Here is a 15,139-nt window from a genome sequence, read left to right as displayed (position 1 = left end):
GTGTCTGGAGCCCGTCATGACCATTTCGGACCATCTGCAGGAGCTGCACGGCCTGCCCGTGTTCGAGTTCCCCGACGCCGAGTCGAAGGTCGAGCTGCCGCAAGCGGCTTCCGTGGCCTGGCGGATCACTGTCGATGCGTACGAGAGCGGGGAGGAGTGGGAGGAAGCCTTCGCCCGCTTCCTCTCCGCGGTGGACACCACCCAGGTGCGGGCGCTGGTCGTCGGGGCGTGGAGCGATGTGTACGACTCGGCGCCCGACGCCGTCATCACCGCGCTGCTCGACGCCCGGGAGCAGCTGCCCGCTCTGCGGGCGCTCTTCCTCGGTGACATCACCTATGAGGAGTGCGAGATCTCCTGGATCAACCAGGGGCTGGTGACGCCGCTGCTCGACGCCTTCCCGGAGCTGGTGCAATTCGGGGTTCGCGGCGGCCAGGAGCTGAAGTTCCCTGCCGTCCGGCACGAGAAGCTCCGTTCGCTGACCGTCGAGACAGGCGGGCTCGACGCTGAGGTCGTGCGCGGCATCGCGGCCAGCGACCTGCCCGCGCTGGAGCATCTCGACGTCTGGCTCGGCACCTCCTGGTACGGGGGGAACGCCGAGGTGTCCGATCTGGAGCCGATCCTCTCCGGCGTCCGCCTTCCTCGTCTGCGGTCTCTGGCGCTGCGCAACAGCGAGATCCAGGACCAGATAGCCGTCGCGATCTCCGGTGCCCCGGTCGTCGCAGGTCTTGGCACGCTCGATCTGTCGATGGGCACCCTTGGCGACGAAGGTGCGGAAGCTCTGCTGAACGGACAGCCGCTGACCCATCTGGAGAAGCTCGACCTCCACCATCACTTCCTCAGCGAGCCTATGGTGCAGCGCCTGGCCAAGACCTTCGAAGCCGCAGGCGTGGAGGTCGACCTCTCCGAAGGCGAGGCTGCGGAGAGGGACTCCGAAGGCAGGGAAGACCGCTATACCGCTGTCGCGGAATGACCGGGATGCGGGCCCTACCGGACCTGGGAACAGACCTCCGTCTCACCGTCGTCGGCAATCCGGCCAACCGTCGCATCGCGCTCTTCCAGGAGGCGGTGCGCGCCGCCGGGCTGCCCGCCGCACGCGTAGTGCCCTGGCTCGACGTGCTGCGGAGGCGGGCGGAGTTCCGGCCGGGCGAGCGGGTGCGGATCGACTCGCCCGGCGAGGACCCACTGGTGGAACGGGAGTTGCGCGGTACGAACGACCCGACCCGGGTGGAGGGAACTGCCCGCTGGTACGCGCGCTTCACCTCTGCCGTGCGGGATGTGGCCGACCTGGCGGCGGCCGGCGGGGCAACGTTGCTGGACGATCCGCACGAGCTGGCGGTGCTGTTCGACAAGCGGCTGTGCCATGGCGTGCTGCGGCAGTCCGGGGTGCCCGTGCCCAAGTCGCCCACGTCCGGCGCCGGTGCCCCTGCCGTACGCGGCTGGAACGACGTCCGTGCGCTGACGGAGCGAACCGGTCTTCGCCGGATATTCGTCAAACTGGCGCACGGCTCCTCGGCCTCCGGCGTGCTCGCCGTGGAGACGACGGGCCGCGGGCGGGTGCAGGCGACCACCTCGGTCGAGCGTGACGTGGACGGCCGGCTCTTCAACTCGCTGCGCATGCACCGCTATTCGACCGAGCTTGAAGTCGGCGCGCTGATCGATGCCCTGGCGCCGGACGGTCTGCACATCGAGCGCTGGCTGCCCAAGGCCTCGCAGGACGGCCGGGTCGCGGATCTGCGGGTCGTCGTCATCGCGGGCCACGCCACCCACGCGGTCGTCAGGACGAGCCGCTCCCCCATGACCAACCTCCACCTCGGCGGCGCCCGGGGAGACCTCACCGCGGCGCGAGCGGCCACCGAAGCGGCCGGCGGCAGCTGGGCCGACACGCTCGGCCTCTGCGAACGGGCCGCGGCCTGTTTCCCCGGAGCCCTGCGCGTGGGCGTCGATCTGCTGCCCGCCATCGGGTGGCGCCGCTTCGCCGTCGGTGAGGTCAACGCCTTCGGGGATCTGCTGCCGCGCCTCACCGGCCTGCCGGGCAGCGGCGCCGAGGGCCAGGACACCTATGCGGCGCAGGTTGCCGCCGTACTACGCACAGCAAGGAACCACCATCGTGCAAACGCCTGACACCTCCGCACGCCAGGACGGCCCGGCCACCCCCGACACCCCGGACATGAGCGAGGTCGTCGGCCGCGACGACCTGCTGCTCGTCACCCTCGACACACTGCGCTTCGACGTCGCCGCCGAGCTCGCCGCCGCGGGCAGGATCCCGAATCTCGCCCGCCATCTGCCGGGCGGGGTCTGGGAGAAGCGGCACGCACCGGGCAGTTTCACCTTCGCCTCCCACCAGGCGATCTTCGCCGGCTTCCTGCCCACTCCGGCGGCCCCGGGGCCGCATCCACGTCTGTTCGCCGCGCGCTTCCCGGGCAGTGAGACCACCGCGGCCCGCACCTTCGTCTTCGACACCCCGGACGTTGTCTCGGGTCTCGCGGATGCCGGATACCGCACGGTGTGCATCGGTGGCGTCGGCTTCTTCAACAAGCTGGGACGGCTCGGCTCCGTACTGCCGGGAATGTTCCAGGAGAGCCACTGGGACCCGGAGTTCGGGGTGGCGTCACCCACCTCCTTCGAGGCCCAGGTGGACCTGGCCGAGAAGGTCGTCGCCGGACTCCCCTACGACCAGCGGCTGTTCCTGTTCGTCAACGTGCCATCGCTGCACCAGCCGAATTGGTTCCACCTCCCCGGCGCCACTGGGGACGCGGGTGATTCGCGCGAGACACACGCTGCCGCCCTTGAGTACGTCGACCGGCACATCGGGCGGCTCTTCGCCGCTGCGAGCAGCCGCCGCCGCTGCTTCGCGATTGTCTGTTCCGACCATGGCACGGCGTACGGGGACGACGGCTTCACCGGCCACCGGCTCGGCCACGACGTGGTCTGGACGGTTCCCTACGCCCACTTCTTCCTCGAGGCCGCAGCATGAGCAGCATTCCCGGGAGCGGCGCACCCCGCCCGTACCAGAGTTACGTCTACGCCTATCCGCACAAGACGGCCTACCGGCCCTTCCCCGAGAGCGGACGGCCCGCGCTGCGCGAGCGCTGGGCGGGGGAACGCAAGGACGCACTCTCCCTCTATCTCCACGTACCGTTCTGCGAGATCCGCTGCGGCTTCTGCAATCTCTTCACGCGGATCGGCGCTCCCGACGAGCTCACCACGCGCTACCTCGACGCGCTCGACCGCCAGGCGACCGCCGTGCGCGACGCCCTCGGAGACGCCGAGCCCGTACGTTTCGCCGCGGCGGCGTTCGGGGGCGGCACCCCCACCTTCCTCACCGCCGGGGAGCTTGACCGGCTCTGCGACATCGCCGAGAAACGCATGGGCGCCGATCTGCGCGCTGTCCCGCTCTCCGTCGAGACGTCCCCCGCCACCGCGACCGCCGACCGGCTCACCGTCCTCGCCGACCGGGGCGCCACCCGGCTCAGCATCGGCGTGCAAAGCTTCGCCGACGAGGAGGCCCGGGCGGCCGTACGCCCGCAGCGCCGCGCCGATGTCGAGTCGGCCCTGGCCCGGATCCGCGACGCCCGCATCCCCGTCCTCAACATCGATCTCATCTACGGCATAGATGGCCAGACCGAGCGCACCTGGCGACGGTCACTGGACGCCGCGCTCGCCTGGCAGCCCGAGGAGCTGTATCTCTACCCCCTGTATGTGCGGCCGCTGACCGGTCTGGGCCGTGCCGGCGAGGCCGGCGATCAGGCTTGGGACGCCCAGCGGCTGCTCCTGTACCGCGAGGGCCGCGACCATCTCCTCTCGCACGGCTACGAGCAGGTGTCGATGCGGATGTTCCGCCGCACGGACGCTCCGCCGCAGGGCGCGGACGACTACGCCTGCCAGACCGACGGCATGATCGGTCTCGGCTGCGGCGCCCGCTCCTACACCTCGACCCTCCATTACTCCTTCGACTACGCCGTCGACATGCGCGAGATACGCGGAATCATCGACACCTACACGGCGACCGAGGACTTCAGCCGCGCCGAAGTGGGACGCGAGGTCGACGAGGACGAGGCGCGCCGCCGCCATCTCCTCCAGTCGCTCCTCCAGGCCGAGGGCATGGAAGTGGCCGGATACCGTAAGCGGTTCGGCCGCCACCCTGCCGAGGACTTCCGGTGCGAGCTCGACCGCTTCGCCGACCTCGGCTGGCTCGACGAGAGCGCTGCGCCCGACCGGCTGATGCTGACCGCCGAGGGTCTGGCCTACTCCGACGCCGTGGGCCCGGAGCTCTTCTCCCCCGCCGTGCGCGCCGACATGGCCGCCTACGAACTCAAGTGAGGCTGAGCTGTGGACCTGACGATCCTCTACCGGGGCCCGCTCGCCTCCTGCGACTACGCCTGCCCGTACTGCCCCTTCGCCAAGCGGCACGACAGCTCCGAGCAACTGCGTGCCGACCGCTCCGCGCTCGAACGCTTCGCCGTTTGGGCGTCCGAGCAGACGGACGACCAGCTGTCGATTCTGTTCACGCCGTGGGGCGAGGGTCTGGTCCGCTCCTGGTACCGCCGCACCCTCACCGAGCTTTCCTGGCTGCCGCACATCCGTCGGGTCGCCATCCAGACGAACCTCAGCTGCCGCACCGGCTGGGTCGCGGACGCCGATCTCGACACCCTCGCACTCTGGTGCACGTACCACCCGGGCCAGACTCCGTACGACCGCTTCCTCGGCAAGTGCCGTGACCTGTCCGGGCGCGGGGTCCGGTTCAGTGTTGGCGTCGTCGGCTTCCCCGAGCATTTGGCCCAGGCCCGCCGCCTGCGCGCCGATCTGCCCTCGCCCGTCTACCTCTGGGTGAACGCGGCCGAGGGACGCGGCTACACCGACGCCGAGGCCGCGGAGTGGACGGACCTCGACCCGTTCTTCCCGTACAGCCGCGATCCGCACCGCTCGGCAGGACTCCCCTGCCGGACGGGCGAGTCGGTGATCTCGGTGGACGGCGACGGCACGGTGCGGCGCTGCCACTTCGTCCGGGACGAGCTGGGCAATCTCTACGACGGCTCCTACCGGCGGGCGCTGCGCCCGCGCGGCTGTCCGTCGGCCGTCTGCGACTGCCATATCGGCTATGTCCATCTGGAGGCGCTGCCGCTGTACGACGTGTTCGCGGGCGGTGTCCTGGAGCGGATCCCGGCCGTGCCCGCCGCTACTCAGCCGTCGTACGGAGCGGGAAGGCCCATCCCCGTCAGTCTCGCCGCACCGCGGCGCGCAGCCGGTGCATAGCGGCCGCGCCGCGGTCGGGGTCGCGGGTGCCGAGCACCCCACCCCGCCGCGGTCACAGGGGCAGCAGGTTCGGGCGCTTGGCCTCGACATGGTCGCCGGAACTCTCGCCGCGCAGCCGTCGGCCGATCCACGGCACCAGGTGCTCGCGCGCCCAGTGGATGTCGTCACGGCGCACTTCGAACGGGCCGCGCGGCGGCTGGGGCGGCCACGGCTGGTCGGGGTCGGCGGGCACATCGAGTCCGAGTACCTGGGCGGCGCGCAGCGCGACCCGGGTGTGTCCCTCGGGCGACAGATGCAGCCGGTCGGTGTCCCAGGCCCGCCTGTCCTGGACTGACTTGAGCGACCAGAGGTCGAGGACGGGGCAGTCGTAGCGGTCGGCGATGGCCCTTACATGCGCGGTGTACGTGGCGATCCTGCCGCGCAGATGGCGCAGCACCGGCACCCCGCGGGTGTCGAATCCGGTGGTCACCATGACCGTGCCGACCGCGCTCGTGAGGTCGGCGACGGCGCGCTCGAAGCGCTCGGCCACGTCGTCGGGGTCGGTGCCGGGCCGGATGATGTCGTTGCCGCCGGCGCAGAACGTCACCAGATCCGGGGCGAGTTCCTTCGCCCTCGGCACCTGCTCCTCGACGATCTGGTCGAGGAGACGCCCGCGTACGGCGAGGTTGGCGTACCTGAAGGTGTGCTCCGGCGTCCGGTCGTCGAGCAGGACCGCGAACCGGTCCGCCCAGCCGACGTACATCCCGTTCGGACCCGGGTCTCCGACGCCTTCGGTGAAGCTGTCACCGATAGCCGCGTACGACCCGAATGCACCCTTTTTCCCTGTTCTCGAATCGTCTGCCACGAGACCATATCTTTCCCTTACGGATGTGACCTACGCGACCGTAAGGAAGGGTTGACGAGGGGTGATCTTTGCCACCGGTCAAGTTTCGTCCAACCCGGAATACGCCGACTCCCCCGCGCCGCCGGACGGGGGGAGTCGACAACGGTGTGCTGTCTGCGCCTCAGATGGAGACGCCGTACTGGCGCAGGTACGCCAGCGGGTCGACGTCCGAGCCGTAGCTCGGGCCGGTGCGGATCTCGAAGTGCAGGTGCGGGCCGCTGGAGTTGCCGGTGGAGCCCGAGAGGCCGATCTGCTGGCCGCCGCTCACGCTCTGGCCGGCGGAGACGGCGAGCGAGGAGAGGTGGGCGTACTGCGAGTAGTTGCCGTCGCTGTGCTGGATGACGACCTCGTTGCCGTACGCGCCGCCCCAGCCGGCGGAGACGACGGTGCCCGCGCCGACGGCCTTGACGGTGGTGCCGGAGGAGGCCGCGAAGTCGACACCGGTGTGGTAGCCGCTGGACCACATGGCGCCGGTCATGCGGTAGGAGGTGGTGACGGTCGCGCCGTCGACGGGGGCGGTGAAGCCGGAGCTGCTGGTCTGCGAGGCGCTCGCGGAGTCACCGGAGGAGGACTGTGCGGAGGAGTCCGAGCCGGAGTCGGACGCGGCCTTGGACTTCGACGCAGCCTTCGAATCGGCCTTCGAATCGGCCTTGGAATCGGCCTTGGACTCGGATCGGTCCTGGCTCTCCTGGCGCGGCTGCGCCTTCTCCGGAGCCTTCGCCTTCGACTTCGCGCCGAGGGTCAGCTTGAGGCCCGGGTGGATCAGCGACGGGTTGTCGCCGACCTGCTCACGGTTGTCCTCGTACAGCTTCTTCCAGCCGCCGCGTACATCGTGCTCCTTGGCGATCTTGGCCAGGTAGTCACCGGAGACGACGGAGTACGTAGTGGGGACGGCGGCCGGCTTGACTGCCGCCGGGGCCGCGGCGGCGGTCACTGCCGTAGCGGGCGCCACGGCGGGAGCGGTCTTGCCCACCGCGTGGGCGCCGGTGGCACCCATCAGCGGAAGCGCGATGGCGGCGCCACCCGTGCCGGCGGCGACGAAGCCGCGCGTGATCGGGCTGGTCTTGGGACGGCGGTGCTTACCCTTTGCGGGCATGGCGCATTCCTCTCCGGCGCCTACGAGGTGAGCTGTCGGGTTCGGGCTGGAGATGCCCGGCCGCGCAATGCGCGACTAAACCCCGAGCCGTCCGGAACTCCGGAATGGCGAACTACCTGGGTCCCCCGCTCCTGCCACACGTGGGTGGATTTTTCGAATTCCGGTCGGCGGCAGGATTAGGCGGTCCGTCCGGATTGACGGGAACGTAAGCGAGGGGGACGGGCGGGTACAAGCCATCACTTTCCCGGGCCAATGATCCGTGCGATATCGCACCAGAATTCCGGTTACCCTCCGTAAAAGGTGGATCTCGACCGGATCTCAACTGCCCTTCGGGCAACGGAGTTCGGCTCCGCCGGACCACCACGCACCGTCACGGATATGATCCTGCTCACGGACTCGACCCCATCCCCCCTGTAGATGGGGCACGTCATGCCGAACCGGCCAATTCGGACAGAAGCGTCATTTAATGACTATCGACCGATCGCCCACACTTACCTACCAATCCCTGTCAACGTCACAGGAATTCCACCGGGTTCCGCCGCCTCCCCTGACGACCATTTCCCATTCTTGACCGCAAAATAGGACAAAGTGCCGTAGGCGTCGGGGTTGGTCGCAGCGGGGCACCGAGGCCGGCCGAGTCCGGGTCGGAGCCGGAGCCGGGTCAGCGGCGGCGCAGCCGGATCACGGTGGCGTCCATGTCTCCCCTGAGCCCGGTCTGCAATCCGTGGTGCAGGAGTACGGCCCCCCGGTGTACGGCGCCGGTGTCCAGGCACTCGTAGGCGGCTGCCGGGTCGAGGCCGCGCAGCCTGAGCCGGGGCGGCTGCTCGCCGTAGTGCTGCGCCTGCAGCCAGGCGAGGACAACGCTCTCGTCGCCGCGTACGTACTGCACGGCGCTCAGCCCGCCCTCCGGCGCCCGCAGCCGGTGCAGCTCGCCGTGCTGCACCAACGGCCTGATCTTCTTGTACAGGTCCACCCAGCCGCGTGCCTCTGCGAGCTCCTCGTCGGTCCACTCGGTGAGGTCGCCGCCGACCCCGAGAACACCGGCCATCGCGCTGACGAAGCGGAAGCGGAGCGTGCTGAACCGGCCGTTGAGCTGGACATTGGGGCTGTCGGTGACCCAGGCCGCCATGACCCGCGCCGGGTGCAGCTGGGTGAAGCCCTGCTGGATGGCGAGCCGGTCCAGCGGATCAGTGTTGTCGGAGGTCCACACCTGGTCGGTACGGGAGAGGATGCCGAGGTCGATCCGGCCGCCGCCGCCCGAGCAGGACTCGAAAGCGACGGACGGATGCGCGGCCCGCAACCGGTCGAGGAGTGCGTACAGCGCGTGCACATGCTCGACCCACAGCTTCTGCGGGTACTCCTCGCCGGGCCATCCGACGTCCGTGAAGCAGCGGTTGAAGTCCCACTTCACATAGTCGATGGGCGCACTGCTGAGCAGCGTGTCCAACTGCTCCCAGAGATAGTCCTGTACGTCCTCGCGCGCGAGGTTCAGCACGAGCTGGTTGCGGAATTCGGTTCTGGCGCGGCCCGGGTGGTGCTGCACCCAGTCGGGGTGCGCGCGGTAGAGGTCGCTGTCGGCGTTGACCATCTCCGGCTCGACCCAGATGCCGAACTGCATCCCCAGCGCGTGCACTTCGTCCGCGAGCGGCCCCAAGCCCTTCGGGAAGCGCTCGGCGTTGGGCGTCCAGTCGCCGAGCCCGGCGCGATCGCTGGTGCGTTGCCCGAACCACGCGTCGTCCACCACGAACAGCTCGACGCCCATCGCCCCGGCCCGCCGCGCGAGCGCCCGCTGCTGCTCCTCGGAGATGTCGAAACCGGTGGCTTCCCAGGAGTTGTAGAGGACGGGCCGCTCGGTCGCCGCGTCGGGGATGACATGCGCCAGCTGCCAGGCGTGCCAGGCCCGGCTGGCCCCGCCGAATCCGCCGTCGGTCCACAGCCCGGCGAAGACGGGCGAGGTGTACGACTGGCCGGGCGCGAGCCGCAGCAGTCCCGATTCGTCGTAGCCCGCGCCGCCGGTGATCTGCACGAGTCCGTCGGGCAGCTGCTGTACGGAGATCCGCCAGGACCCGGACCAGCCGAGGGCGCAGGCGTACACCTCGCCGCGCTCCTCCGTGGCCCCCTCCGCGTCCAGCGCGACCCACGGCAGATGCTGGTGCCCGGTGTGGCCGCGTCGGCTGCCGATCACCTTCTCGCCGTACGTCAGCTCCGACCGTACGAGCAGCGACTCGGCGGCCCAGCGGCCGTGCAGCTGGCTGAGCCGCCAGCGCTCGCGCTGCGGCAGCGTCCAGGCGGCAGAGTCGGCCCGCAGCAGCTCCAGGTCGGGGCCGTCCCCTTCGTGGGCGACGGTTTCGTGGGCGACGGTGACCCAGCGCTCGATGATGTCCGCGTCATCGCGCATCCGGTGGTGCAGGGTGAGGCCGAGGCCGTGTACGGCGTCGGTGAAGCGGAGCCGCAGTTCGTCGCCGTCCACCGCGTCACCGGCGAAGGTCCACTCCGTGCCGCGTACTTGTGGCGTACGGACGGAGAGCGCCGGGCGTACGAAGCGGGGTCCGCCCTCGACCGGGTACTCCTCGTGCCCGTCGAGCTGCGACTCGAAGGGCCAGTAGGGCGGCAATACCCGGTCCGCGAGTGCCTCCGCGTCGGCGCCGGAGATCCGGGGTCCCCAATGGAGATGCAGCAGTTCGTCGTCGTCCGTGAGGTGCAGCGCATAACTGCTCGTGGGTCCGGAGAGAACCCACGTACGCCCCTTGCCAACGCTCTCGATCATCCCGACCCCTCAGATACGCACAGGTCCGCACAGGCCCGAACATCATCCGACGGGGACCGCTGCCGGTGCAACGGCCTTGCGGGAGACGGCCGAGATGATTGCCGGATGAAGCGGTGTCGTATCGTCGGGAACGCGCCATCGTCGGCGAGCAGCGCCGACGGCAGTCACTTCAGGAGTCCCCGTGACGCAGCAGCTGCCGCAGGCCCCGTCGACAGAGCCGGAACTGGCCGGAGTGCGCAACTTCCGGGACGTGGGCGGCCTGCCGACAGTGGACGGCAGGAAAGTGCGGCACGGCCGGCTCTTCCGCAGCGGCCATCTCGCGCACGCGACCGAGTCCGACGCCTCGTTCCTCGGCACGCTGGGCCTGCACACGATCTTCGACTTCCGCAATGCGGCGGACATGCGGCTGGAGGGCCCCGACGTCGAGCTGCCCGGCGTACGCAATGTGAATCTGCCGCTGACCGACCCGGCCGACGGCGCCGAGTTCTGGAAGATGGTCCGGGACGGCGACCTCGACCAGCTGCGGTCGATCCTCGCGGACGGCAAGGCGGCGGGGCGGATGACGGCCTCGTACCGGACGATCATCAAGCAGCGCACCGCCGAGCACAGCAAGGTCCTGCACGCGCTCGCGGAGGACAGCGTTCCGGCCCTGATGCACTGCGCGGCGGGCAAGGACCGCGCCGGTCTGTCGGTAGCCGTCTCGCTGCTGGCGGTCGGCGTCGAGCGGGAGGCCATCGAGGCGGACTACCTCAAGTCCAATGACCCGCACCGCCGTTACCTGGTCCGGCGCAGCGACAATTCCCCTGCCGCGATGTCCCCGGAGGTGATGGAGCTGCTGTCCCCACTCTTCGACGCGCGGGCCGAGTACCTGAGCGCGGCCTTCGAAACGATCGAGCAGACCTGGGGCACCACCGAGCGCTACCTCACCGAGTGCCTGAAGGTGAGCCCGCAGACGCGCGAGCGGCTGCGCGACCGGCTCCTCGACGAGGCCTGAGCCGGGCTCACCGGTTCCGCGCTACTGGTTCTGGCCGCCCAGCAGGAAGAGCAGATAGAGGAAGGCGGCGAAGAGATGACCCGCCACCAGGTAGGCGAAGAGCCGGATCACCAGCCCTCGGGGGAACTTCCCCTCTTCGTTGTGCTCGGACATGGCAGACCTCTCACGTGTGTCAGGCGTGCGGATGAATGTCGGGGCTCTGCAGCAGCGTGTGTACGAAGAGCAGCTGGACCCCGTCGGGCGTGGCCGCCGCGATGCGGTGCGGGGTCATTGAGTCGAAGTGCGCGCTGTCCCCGGGGCTCAGCTCGTGCACCGCGTTCCCCAGGCCCAGCCGCAGCCGCCCGTCGAGGACATACAGCCACTCCTCGCCGGGATGCACCCGGACCACATCGCCCTGGCTGCCGAACGGGACCACCAGCCGCAGGGCCTGCATCGCCCGGCCGGGGCCGCCTGCCCGGTAGTACGTCCAGCCGTCGGCCGCCGCGCTCTCCCCGCGACCGGCGCGGATGATGGGCTCGTGTTCCGGCGCCGACTCGCCGAGGAGCTCGGCGACCGTCGTACCGTAGATGCGGGCGAGCCCCAGCAGCATCGGCAGTGACGGCTGGCGGTGGCCCGTCTCCAGACGGGAGAGGTGGGCGGGCGAGAGGCCCGCACGCTGGGCGGCCGCTTCCAGGGTGAGACCGCGACGGCGGCGCAGATCGCGCAGACGAGGTGCGACATCGGGCAGCGAGGTGTCCGCCGCCACTTCGGCAGGGGTGCTCATATGCCCATTGGGCCAGGAACCTGCCTCTGAGGCAAATTTATTGCCTCAGAGGCAAAGGTGCCGAAAGTCAGCGGTTGGCGACCGCCTGCTTGACCAGCGTCTTGCCGAAGTCCCACATCAGCCCGCCGCCGCCGTGGGCGTCGTCCATCACGGCCGTGAACGCCGCAACGAACCGATCGACCTCCCGCTCACCGATGGTCAGCGGCGGAATCAGCTTGATCACTTCCAGATGGTCGCCGGAGACCTGGGTGAGGATCCGGTGCTTCTCCAGCAGCGGCACCACGACCATCTGCGCGAAGAGACCCTTGCGGGCCGCCTGCAGCATGGTCCAGCGGCTGCGCAGCTTGATCGAGTCGGGCCGGCCGAACTCGATGCCGATCATCAGGCCGCGCCCCCGCACCTCGTGCAGCAGCTCATAGCGGTCGACGAGCGCCGCCAGCCGGGAGCGCAGCAGTTCGCCGGTCACCCGCGCATTGGCGACGACCTGCTCGTCCTCGATCACCGAGAGGACGGCGAGCCCGGCAGCCATCGCCTGGGCGTTGGATCCGAAACTCGCCGAGTGCACCAGCACCCGATCCATCGACGAGTAGACCTTCTTGAAGATCCAGTCCTTGCCGAGGGTCGCTCCGACCGGTACGTAACCGCCCGAGAGCGCCTTCGCCACACAGACCAGATCCGGCTCGACCCCTTCCTCGTACTGGTACGCGTAGAAGTCGCCGGTCCTGCCCAGGCCGGTCTGCACCTCGTCCGCGATCAGCAGCGCCTTGTGCTTGTGCAGCAGTTCCTGGGCCGCGTACAGGAACCCGGGGGGCGTCTCGTGCACGCCCTTGCCCTGGATCGGCTCCAGGACGAAGGCCGCCACATCGCCGCGCTTCAACTCCCGCTCCAGCGCGGCCAGATCGCCGAGCCCGATCGCGGTGTCGGGCAGCAGCGGCGCGAATCCGTCCCGGAACCCCGCTTCCCCGTTGACCGACAGAGATCCGGTGGTCAGCCCGTGGAAGGCGTGCGAGCAGTACAGGATCCTCGGCTTCCCGGTGGCGTAACGGGCGAACTTCAGCGCGGTCTCCACCGCCTCCGTACCGCTGTTGCCGAAGAACACCCGGTCCAGATGAGGACTGTGCGCCAACAGCTTCTCCGCGAGCAGCCCGGGCAGCGGCTGGCAGTCGAAGCGCGTGAGGTCCGCGAGCGAGGCGTCCAGGACGTCGTGCAGCGCCTTGCGCACGACCGGGTGGTGCCGGCCGAGCCCCATCACCCCGAAGCCCGCGAGCATGTCGAGATAATCATTGCCGTCGGCGTCCCAGAAGTACGCGCCCTCGGCCCGTTCGTAGACCTTGTCGAAGCCGATGGTGTGCAGCATGCGCGGCAGCTGGTGGTTGAGATGTCGCGCATGCAGCTCATACCGCTCGGCCCCGCGCTCCGCAAGGAGTCGGGCCAGGTCGAAGCCCTTGAGCGGCTCGGTGCCCGTCGGCGGCTCGGTCATTCCTCAGCTCTCCTCTCCTTGACCGCCATGGCGGCACTGATCCGTCCTGCGATCTCCACCGGGGTAAGCCCGATGTCGGCGAGTACCTCGCCGCGTTTGGCGTGCGCGAGGAACTGCTCGGGGATGCCGAAGGTACGCAGCGGCACATCCACGCCGGCGTCCCGCAGTGCCTGCCCGACGGCCGAACCGACCCCGCCGCTGCGGCTGTTGTCCTCCACCACGGCCACCAGACGGTGCTGCGCGGCGAGCGGAGCGAGTTGTTCGTCGACGGGCTTGACCCAGCGCGGGTCCACGACGGTGCAGGCGATACCGCGGCCCTTGAGCAGCTCGACACTCTGCAGGCAGACGGGCGCGAGCGCGCCCACCGACACCAGCAGCACATCGGCGTCGTCCGCCCGATGCAGTACGTCCATCCCGCCGATCCGCCCGACCGCCTCGACGGGCTCGCCCACCGACTCCTTCGGGAAGCGCAGCACGGTCGGCGCGTCGTCCACATCGACGGCCTCGCGCAGCTGCGCACGCAGCCGGTCGGCGTCGCGCGGCGCGGCGATCCGCAGCCCGGGCACGACCTGCAGGATCGACATGTCCCACATGCCGTTGTGGGACGGACCGTCGACGCCGGTGACGCCCGCCCGGTCGAGTACGAATGTCACCCCGCACTTGTGCAGCGCGACGTCCATCAGCAGCTGGTCGAAGGCGCGGTTGAGGAAGGTGGCGTATACAGCGACGACGGGATGCAGCCCGCCGGTGGCGAGCCCGGCCGCGGAGACCGCGGCGTGCTGCTCGGCGATCCCGACGTCCCACACCCGGTCGGGGAACCGCTCGGCGAACTTCGTCAGGCCGACGGGGTGCAGCATCGCGGCCGTGATCGCCACGACGTCCGGCCGCTCGGCCCCGATCGCGGCGATCTCGTCCCCGAACACCGAGGTCCAGGAAGGTCCATTGGACGGCGCGAGCGGCTCGCAGGTCAGCGGGTCCATCACCCCGACGGTGTGGAAGCGGTCGGCCTCGTCCTCCAGAGCCGGCTGGTAGCCGCGGCCCTTCTCGGTCAGGCAGTGCACCAGTACGGGCCCGTGGAAGCGCTTGGCCCGGCGCAGCGCGGATTCGACGGCCGCGATGTCGTGCCCGTCTATCGGCCCCAGGTACTTCAGGCCGAGATCCTCGAACATCCCCTGTGGCGCGAAGGCGTCCTTGAACCCCTTCTTCGCGCCGTGCAGCGATTCGTACAGCGGCTTCCCGACGACCGGGGTGTGCTGCAGAACGTCCTTGCCCCAGGCCAGCACCCGTTCGTAGCCGTCGGTCGTACGGAGTGTGGCCAGGTGGTTGGCGAGGCCGCCGATCGTCGGGGCGTACGAGCGCTCGTTGTCGTTGACGACGATGATCAACGGCCGGTCCTTCGCCGCGGCGATGTTGTTGAGCGCCTCCCAGGCCATGCCGCCGGTGAGCGCGCCGTCGCCGATGACCGCGACGACATGATCACTGCTGCCCAGCACCTGATGCGCCTTGGCAAGACCGTCCGCCCAGCCCAGGACCGTCGACGCGTGGGAGTTCTCTATGACGTCGTGCTCGGACTCCTCGCGGGAGGGGTAGCCGGAGAGGCCACCCTTGCCGCGCAGCTTGGAGAAGTCCTGTCGGCCGGTCAGCAGTTTGTGTACGTAGCTCTGGTGCCCGGTGTCCCACAGAATGCGGTCGACGGGCGAGTCGAAGACCCGGTGCAGGGCGACGGTCAGCTCCACCACCCCGAGGTTGGGGCCCAGATGCCCCCCTGTCCTGGCCACCGCATGCACCAGGAACTCTCTGATCTCCTCGGCGAGTTCTTCGAGTTCCGCATCGGTCAGCGCCTTGAGATCGCGCGGCCCCCGGATGCTCTCAAGAATCGTCACGGTCGGACCCCCTTCGCATG

The 15,139-nt window shown here is 69.7% G+C and carries 13 protein-coding genes and 1 riboswitch; of the genes, 6 read left to right on the top strand and 7 right to left on the bottom strand.

Going from position 1 to position 15,139, the window contains the following annotated elements; translation table 11 throughout:
- Window positions 1-16 precede the first annotated feature (16 nt).
- Genes ACH492_RS04090 through ACH492_RS04070 form a run of 5 tightly spaced genes read left to right on the top strand, consistent with a single transcriptional unit; the run spans window position 17 to window position 5,253 of the window.
- Window positions 17-970, top strand: a complete 954-nt coding sequence (locus tag ACH492_RS04090) for an STM4015 family protein (protein ID WP_398982494.1) — start codon at window positions 17-19, stop codon at window positions 968-970.
- A gap of 5 nt (window positions 971-975) precedes the next feature.
- The gene (locus tag ACH492_RS04085) at window positions 976-2,121 is read left to right on the top strand and encodes an STM4014 family protein (RefSeq protein ID WP_398982492.1); all 1,146 of its coding nucleotides are present in this window, start codon (window positions 976-978) and stop codon (window positions 2,119-2,121) included.
- Between the two features lie 46 nt (window positions 2,122-2,167).
- Window positions 2,168-2,974 (top strand): STM4013/SEN3800 family hydrolase, encoded by an 807-nt coding sequence (locus tag ACH492_RS04080; protein ID WP_398983304.1) that lies wholly within the window; start codon window positions 2,168-2,170, stop codon window positions 2,972-2,974.
- Window positions 2,971-4,320 (top strand): STM4012 family radical SAM protein, encoded by a 1,350-nt coding sequence (locus ACH492_RS04075; RefSeq protein WP_398982490.1) that lies wholly within the window; start codon window positions 2,971-2,973, stop codon window positions 4,318-4,320. Before ACH492_RS04080 ends, ACH492_RS04075 begins: the two co-directional genes overlap by 4 nt.
- 9 nt (window positions 4,321-4,329) lie before the next feature.
- Window positions 4,330-5,253: an STM4011 family radical SAM protein gene (locus ACH492_RS04070; protein WP_398982488.1), complete on the top strand. Its 924-nt coding sequence runs from the start codon at window positions 4,330-4,332 to the stop codon at window positions 5,251-5,253.
- A 52-nt stretch (window positions 5,254-5,305) separates the two neighbouring features.
- Here ACH492_RS04070 and ACH492_RS04065 read toward each other — a convergent pair whose 3' ends face one another.
- The 3 genes from ACH492_RS04065 to ACH492_RS04055 form a co-directional block, all read right to left on the bottom strand.
- Window positions 5,306-6,097 (bottom strand): SGNH/GDSL hydrolase family protein, encoded by a 792-nt coding sequence (locus ACH492_RS04065; protein WP_398982486.1) that lies wholly within the window; start codon window positions 6,095-6,097, stop codon window positions 5,306-5,308.
- Between the two features lie 160 nt (window positions 6,098-6,257).
- A complete protein-coding gene (locus ACH492_RS04060) occupies window positions 6,258-7,232 on the bottom strand; it encodes a peptidoglycan DD-metalloendopeptidase family protein (RefSeq protein WP_398982484.1) in 975 nt (324 codons plus the stop codon).
- Window positions 7,233-7,236: 4 nt separating this feature from the next.
- Window positions 7,237-7,389: riboswitch (cyclic di-AMP (ydaO/yuaA leader) on the bottom strand.
- Window positions 7,390-7,893: 504 nt separating this feature from the next.
- Window positions 7,894-9,999, bottom strand: coding sequence for an alpha-galactosidase (locus ACH492_RS04055; protein WP_398982482.1), 2,106 nt, complete (start codon window positions 9,997-9,999; stop codon window positions 7,894-7,896).
- A 181-nt stretch (window positions 10,000-10,180) separates the two neighbouring features.
- Here ACH492_RS04055 and ACH492_RS04050 point away from each other — a divergent pair, with 181 nt between their 5' ends.
- The gene (locus tag ACH492_RS04050) at window positions 10,181-10,993 is read left to right on the top strand and encodes a tyrosine-protein phosphatase (protein WP_398982480.1); all 813 of its coding nucleotides are present in this window, start codon (window positions 10,181-10,183) and stop codon (window positions 10,991-10,993) included.
- A 21-nt stretch (window positions 10,994-11,014) separates the two neighbouring features.
- On the opposite strand, the gene ACH492_RS04045 is transcribed toward ACH492_RS04050, so the two are convergent.
- From ACH492_RS04045 to dxs, 4 genes are all read right to left on the bottom strand, one after another.
- A complete protein-coding gene (locus ACH492_RS04045; RefSeq protein WP_398982478.1) occupies window positions 11,015-11,146 on the bottom strand; it encodes a DUF6126 family protein in 132 nt (43 codons plus the stop codon).
- 19 nt (window positions 11,147-11,165) lie between these two features.
- Window positions 11,166-11,756, bottom strand: a complete 591-nt coding sequence (locus ACH492_RS04040) for an XRE family transcriptional regulator (RefSeq protein WP_398982476.1) — start codon at window positions 11,754-11,756, stop codon at window positions 11,166-11,168.
- A 67-nt stretch (window positions 11,757-11,823) separates the two neighbouring features.
- Window positions 11,824-13,236: an aspartate aminotransferase family protein gene (locus ACH492_RS04035; protein WP_398982475.1), complete on the bottom strand. Its 1,413-nt coding sequence runs from the start codon at window positions 13,234-13,236 to the stop codon at window positions 11,824-11,826.
- The gene (gene dxs / locus ACH492_RS04030) at window positions 13,233-15,119 is read right to left on the bottom strand and encodes a 1-deoxy-D-xylulose-5-phosphate synthase (protein WP_398982472.1); all 1,887 of its coding nucleotides are present in this window, start codon (window positions 15,117-15,119) and stop codon (window positions 13,233-13,235) included. The genes ACH492_RS04035 and dxs overlap by 4 nt, the downstream gene beginning before the upstream one ends.
- Between the last annotated feature and the right edge of the window lie 20 nt (window positions 15,120-15,139).

Origin of the sequence: Streptomyces sp. NPDC019443 (assembly GCF_044389785.1) — a bacterium.
Taxonomy (GTDB): Bacteria; Actinomycetota; Actinomycetes; order Streptomycetales; family Streptomycetaceae; genus Streptomyces.
Note: the sequence above shows the minus strand (reverse complement) of the source record. Positions and strands in the feature narration are given on the sequence as shown.